Origin of the sequence: Microcystis sp. M53602_WE12 (assembly GCF_030065455.1) — a bacterium.
Classification (GTDB): domain Bacteria; phylum Cyanobacteriota; class Cyanobacteriia; order Cyanobacteriales; family Microcystaceae; genus Microcystis; species Microcystis aeruginosa.
In genome coordinates this window covers 1-6,029 of sequence record NZ_JASJFB010000142.1, presented here as the reverse complement: position 1 = coordinate 6,029, position 6,029 = coordinate 1, and the positions used below count along the sequence as shown (strand labels likewise).

General features: G+C 46.4%; 7 protein-coding genes. 2 read left to right on the top strand and 5 right to left on the bottom strand.

Annotated elements, in window-relative coordinates; genetic code table 11:
• Positions 1-289 precede the first annotated feature (289 nt).
• Both PX482_RS05580 and PX482_RS05575 read left to right on the top strand, forming a co-directional pair.
• Positions 290-991 carry a DUF3120 domain-containing protein gene (locus PX482_RS05580; protein ID WP_002757120.1) on the top strand — a complete coding sequence of 234 codons (702 nt, stop codon included), beginning with the start codon at positions 290-292 and terminating at the stop codon, positions 989-991.
• 84 nt (positions 992-1,075) lie between these two features.
• The gene (locus PX482_RS05575) at positions 1,076-2,095 is read left to right on the top strand and encodes an adenylate/guanylate cyclase domain-containing protein (protein WP_002757122.1); all 1,020 of its coding nucleotides are present in this window, start codon (positions 1,076-1,078) and stop codon (positions 2,093-2,095) included.
• A gap of 152 nt (positions 2,096-2,247) precedes the next feature.
• On the opposite strand, the gene PX482_RS05570 is transcribed toward PX482_RS05575, so the two are convergent.
• The 5 genes from PX482_RS05570 to rplJ form a co-directional block, all read right to left on the bottom strand.
• Positions 2,248-3,240, bottom strand: coding sequence for a 30S ribosomal protein S1 (locus tag PX482_RS05570; protein WP_002757124.1), 993 nt, complete (start codon positions 3,238-3,240; stop codon positions 2,248-2,250).
• A gap of 452 nt (positions 3,241-3,692) precedes the next feature.
• Positions 3,693-4,208 carry a transcriptional regulator NrdR gene (gene nrdR / locus PX482_RS05565; RefSeq protein WP_002757126.1) on the bottom strand — a complete coding sequence of 172 codons (516 nt, stop codon included), beginning with the start codon at positions 4,206-4,208 and terminating at the stop codon, positions 3,693-3,695.
• Positions 4,209-4,335: 127 nt separating this feature from the next.
• A complete protein-coding gene (locus PX482_RS05560) occupies positions 4,336-4,431 on the bottom strand; it encodes a photosystem II reaction center protein T (RefSeq protein WP_012267019.1) in 96 nt (31 codons plus the stop codon).
• A gap of 104 nt (positions 4,432-4,535) precedes the next feature.
• Entirely contained in the window at positions 4,536-4,928 is a 393-nt protein-coding gene (rplL, locus tag PX482_RS05555; RefSeq protein ID WP_002736522.1) for a 50S ribosomal protein L7/L12, read from the bottom strand.
• Positions 4,929-4,972: 44 nt separating this feature from the next.
• Positions 4,973-5,521, bottom strand: a complete 549-nt coding sequence (gene rplJ, locus PX482_RS05550; protein ID WP_002757128.1) for a 50S ribosomal protein L10 — start codon at positions 5,519-5,521, stop codon at positions 4,973-4,975.
• Between the last annotated feature and the right edge of the window lie 508 nt (positions 5,522-6,029).

The following is a 6,029-nucleotide window of genomic DNA, read 5'->3' as shown; positions in this document are numbered from 1 at the left end:
TCTTACAGTCTCTAAACTCTAGCTCTCTTATGGGGTAAGCCTTCAAGCTATCGCTAACTAACAGAAACCCGAAATTTGAGTTTTTATTAGAAAAAAAGTTAGCGTTCCCTTGTCAAGCAAGGGTTTCAGAGCCTAGATTCGGTTAGGGATTTCCGAAAGTCCCAGAAGAGCGTTAGGGCATTGCCAAAAACAATTTTTTAATTTCCCCAAATCCCCCTAGGGGGGATATAGTAGAGAGAGAATGATGTATCTTAATATAAGTAAAGTTTTGTAACAATTCTGAAATCCTTTGCTCAACTCTACCCTAGTCCCCAGCAATCCCGATCGCCTGAAACCCCTAGTCCCTAACTGGGAAAAATGTCAATCCGTCTTTTGGACAGCAGCATTTCTGGTATCAGTCCCCGTGTTCATACAAGCGCCCCTAGTGCGCTACTATCCCGAAATTAGCCTAGGTTTAACCGTTTTCTGGGTGGGGTTAGGGATTTGGCTGCTCAAACAGGCAAAAATCAGTCTTTGGGGGGATTTACTTTTGGGCTTTAGTTGGAGTTGGTTAGCCGGTTCTCTGTACTGGGGTTGGTGGCGTTGGGAACCATTGATCCACATTCCCATGGAAGCGATCGGGCTGCCCTTTGTTCTCTGGGGATTATACAAAGGTCGCGGCAAAGTGGGCAATCTTTTCTATCTCGGTTCTTTGTTAGGAACCGCCATCACCGACTTATATTTCTATCTAACGGGACTAATTCCCTACTGGCGACAATTAATGACCGTGGAACTAGACCCCAACCTAGTGTCGCCGATATTTGATAACGCCTTGGCCCAAATTCAGACCCCCTGGGGCATCAGTTGGGCGATCGTGCTGCTCAACCTGCTTTTAGCGATCGGTATCTATCCTTTGCAAAAACGGGTGTGTCATTGGTGGGCATTTAGCGGAGCCGTATTGAGTACAATTTTAGTCGATGGTTTATTTTGGATTACCGCTTCTCTGGCCTAATGGTTTTCCTAGCTCATTTCCATTTCTGGTCAATAGAATAAACTATATAGTTAGCACCCCCTGTCTATCGCTGCTCATGCACCCGTGGCTCTACTAGGAAAAAATCCCTATTTACTACTCCATACCGAGAAGGGACAGCGTTTTTTCCCTCTCGTGGGGAGACCTTACTGGACAATCGGACGGAGCAAAGATAACGCTATCGTGATTAAAGATCAGTGTATCTCTCGCAATCACGCTATTTTACAATCCACGGAAACAGGAGATTTTTATCTGATCGATCTCGGTAGTCGCAATGGAACTTTTGTCAATGGCAGAAGGGTAGCTATTCCCGTGACTATCCATGACAAAGATCGGATCACCTTTGGCAAAACCGAAGTGCAGTTCTATCGTCCTACTCCCACTAATATAGGCAAGCAACCGCACAATTTAGAATTGGATCCCCCCACCTCCACCGTCCATGAACGTCGCTTAACATCGGTGATAGTGGTGGATATACGAAATTTTACGGCTTTAACGAGGCAATTAGACGAAAAAGTGCTTTCTTCTCTGATTGGCAATTGGTTTCGCCATGCCGGGAGTATTATCCGCAGTTCCGGCAGTTGGGTAGATAAATATATTGGTGATGCGATCATGGCCATCTGGTTTCACGGCCAACAGGAAGTCAATCAAGACGATATCTTGCAAATTTTCCAAGCAATTACGCGAATATACAAGATGACCCGCGCCTTAAGCGAAGAATATCCCTTACCCTTTAAATTACGCATCGGTGCGGGAGTGAATACCGGTTATGCCATGGTGGGCAATACTGGCAGCGGTGAACATCCAGATTATACGGCGATCGGTGATACGGTCAACGCCGCTTTTCGTTTAGAGTCGGCCACTAAAGAAATAGGTAGGGATTTAGCCATCGGAGCAACTACCTACAGTCATCTCATCGGTTTACCCCATCTCCACCAAGCTTTTGAGCAACATACCCTCAGTCTGAAAGGATACGACGATAAAACTATTACCTACGGAACCACTTTTGATCACTTGGATCGTTTCCTCGATGTCAATATTAGTGAGGAGATAACTGGAATTACAGGATTTATCGGCAGTGTCTGAAGATTGAAATTAAACGACATTTCAGTGATCAGTAAACAGTAATCAGTAATCAGTGAAAAGACAGTAGGAAACTTCTATTTAATACTGTACACTTAAAACTCAAATCTGATGACTGATAACTGATAACTGATAACTGATAACTGATAACTGACCTACTCCTCGGCAGCGGCGAGAACTAAATCTTCCTCTTCCAGGGCGGGAGGAACTTCGATTTCTGCGACTACTTCCGAGACAGTCCGGCCTTCCGCTTCCGCTAGACGTTTTTCTCGGTATTTAATCGCCATTTCTTCCGCTTTTTCAAACACTAACGGGCGATTTTTGAGCATATCTCCCGGTTCGGGTTCTAATTGTTTAGTCGAGAGGGAAATGCGACCTCTTTCGGCATCGAGATCGATAATCATCACTTTCAACTCATCATTGACATTGAAAACCGTGTGGGGGGTGTCAATGTGATCGTGAGAGATTTCGGAAATATGCAGTAAACCACTGACTCCACCGATATCAATGAAAGCACCGTAGGGCTTGATTCCGCGCACGGAACCGATTACCACCTGTCCCACGGCTAAACCGTTCATCTTGCGTTCCACTAAAGCGCGACGATGACTTAAAACCAGACGGTTGCGATCCTCATCCACTTCTAAAAACTTTAAGGGCAATTCCTGACCGACTAGATCCTCTTTCGCTTCTCTGGTGCTAATGTGAGAACCGGGGATAAAGCCACGGAGACCTTCAATTCTGACTAATGCCCCACCACGGTTAGTGGCGAAAACATTCGAGCGCACGGTAGCATCTTCTTTTTGCAATTGACGCACCCGTTCCCAAGCGCGCATATATTCAATGCGACGGATCGACAGGGTTAGCTGTCCATCTTCATTCTCGTCGGTAAGAATGAAAAATTCCCTGGTTTCGTTGGGTTGTAAAACTTCTTCGGGATTATCGACGCGGTTGATCGACATCTCCTGCACGGGGATAAAAGCGGCGGTTTTAGCACCGATATCGATGAGCGCTCCCCGGGGTTCCATGCTGAAAACAGTCCCAGCGACAACATCTCCCGGACTGAAATGATAATCGTATTTGTCTAGAAGGGCGGCAAAATCTTCATGGGTAAAGCCTATGTTTTTGTTTGCAGTTTTTTGGGTGGTCATGTACGTTGTTTGGGCCTCGGAATTTCCGTAGGTTTTTCCTCCTATGTGATGTACAGTTTCTAAATCAAGGAGATGCCTCCCAATTTAGTTTCTAGGCAGGGCCTAGGGGATGAACTGCCGCATCCGGCTTTCCTGGAGGCAATCCGCCTCAAGAATGACTTTTAAGAATCTAACCAGAGCTTGGGCTTTAAATAGCACAAGGGATCCTAATTATAACTGAATCGGGAACTATTTAGGGTTTGCTGAATAAATCTAAAAACATTGTTCGATAAGACTTTTAGACCTTTTTGAAATCCAAAAGTACCGCCTATTGGAGTGATCGGGGGGAAAATCCCTGGACTTTTTCCCTGAAAATTAGGTAATTGACCCCCTGAAAATGGGTAAAACCCTACACCCTACACCCTACACCCCACACCCTGCCCCCAGGAAAAACTTTTTGCCGCAAACCCTATTTAAGATGAGGTGATCACGCTGGCTTCTTCCACTTGAGACCAAGAAGGATGAGCGCGTTCGATTTCGGAGGATTGCAGCAGCGCTAAAGCGGCGATAAAGTCTCTAATTCCCTGAAAATTGCCGTAAACCGAAGCAAAGCGCACATAGGCCACTTCCGATTCTTGCCGGAGATATTCCAGGACTAATTGACCGATTTCCTGACTTGTTACCTCCCGTTTTGAGTCTTGCTGCAAACGGGATTCGATATCATTGACGATCGCCTCTAATCTTGAGGGGGGAATGCCGGTTTTTTCGCAGGCGCGGACGATACCCCGCAGCAGTTTGCAGCGATCAAAAGATTCCCGTTTACCATCTTTTTTAATCACCGTGATCGGCACGAATTCGATGCGCTCGTAGGTGGTGAACCGATATTTACACTGTAAGCATTCACGACGACGACGAATGCTCTGACCGTTTTCGGAGGAGCGGGACTCTAAAACGCGACTATCGGTATGCTGACAATTAGGACACTGCATAGGAGGCGCTCGGTGAGGGGAACCTTTAATTTAAGCCTTTAAATACGAAAACCAGAGCCGCTAACCTGCTTTTGACAAGCGGGCGGCTCAGGGAAGAAAATTATTAACCTAAACGGAGTTAAGAAATTTACTTTTGAATCCGGGGAGGTTCCCGGAAGGCGATGGCGAAGAAAATTACCGACAAAGCCATAGTTAAAACCAAAATGTAAGCGACGCTTTCCATGGTTGGACATCCTACAAGACTGCTATAACAATCCTATAGTATCAGGAAATGAGCTTTTCGGCCCGTCTGGGGATGTAATCTATATCCCCAGAATCAGTGGCCGCCTATTTAACGCTAACTTTTGCCCCAGCATCTTCCAGTTTTTTCTTGATGGCGGCGGCATCATCTTTGTTAGTGCCTTCTTTAACCGCTTTGGGAGCGGCTTCTACCAGGTCTTTCGCTTCTTTGAGTCCTAAACCGGTCAATTCGCGTACCACCTTAAGGATAGCAATTTTCTTGTCGGCGGGAACTTCTTCGAGAACGACGTTAAATTCGGTTTGTTCTTCCACCGCTTCAGCAGCAGCCGCAGGAGCAGCCCCGGGGGCAGCCATAATTATGCCACCAGTCGGAGCGGCGGCACTAACTCCAAAGGTTTCTTCGATACCTTTGACTAATTCCGCAGCTTCTAAGAGGGTCAGGGTTTTGAGTTTTTCTAAGATTTCAGCTACAGCAGACATGGGTTAGACTCCTAATTGTTTGTAAGTGATTGATTGGCGCGGTGTCAAGCCGCTTCTTTTTCTTCTTGACGGGCCACGGCATCGACGGCACGGGCCAAAGATGCGGGAACTTCGTTGATACTGCGGGCCAGTTTGGCAGCAATGGCGTTGATTGCTCCGGCGGCCTGAGCGATTAACTGTTCTTTCGACGGTAAATCGGCGATCGCTTTGATCTGATCTTCTGTTAACAGTTGACCTTTTGTCCCTTCTTTGAGGACACCGCCGCGCAATTCGGTTTTTTTGCTTTCTTTTTTGAACTCTTGATAGGCCTTGAAAGCTCCACCGATATCCTCTTTTACGAGCAGAAAGGCGGATGTTCCCGATAAAAGGCTTTTCATCGGTTCCCAGCCACTATCTTCAGCGATCGCCAAGCCCATCAAAGTATTTTTGGTGACTTTACAAATCGTTCCCGTGGGGCGCAATTTGCGGCGTAGATTGCTGATTTCGGCGACGGTTAAACCTTGATAGTCGATGACCATCGTTAATTGAGCTTCCCTCAGGGAGGTTTTTAATTCTTCTAGAATTACTCCCTTGCTTTCTCTGCTTCTCCCCATCCCTTGTTCACCTCCTGTATGCGGGGGACCGGTCCACAGACAGGCGCAAAAATAACCCCTTGTAGCGCCGGGGTTGAGTGGAGAGAATCCAGTTCAGGCACGACCAAGACAGAAAATATCTCTCTTTAGTCTTTTTGGCTGCTGTTTTCTCGCTTTGACCTCGGCAGGGTATTTAAGCTGTTTCGCACCTGCTGTCTTTGGCTTAAGCCAGTCCCTCATCATAACATTATTGCGGGATTTATGTCAAGCCCTGGGAAGGAACGAGCAGGGCGATCGCATTTAAGACTGAATCCCTTGAGTATAGGCTACTTAGGGTTTGCTGAATAATGGTAAAACCCTTTTAAAATAAGGCTTTTGACCTGTTAAAGTCCGATGTTAGTGCAAGAAAATAGGATTGGGACTTTCAAAAACCTTGCATTATCCTTCTTGTAGTACATGGCTTGGTACAAAAAACAATGGCAACAAAGCCCGAAACTCCTGACTCCTGACTCCTGACTCCTACCCCCAG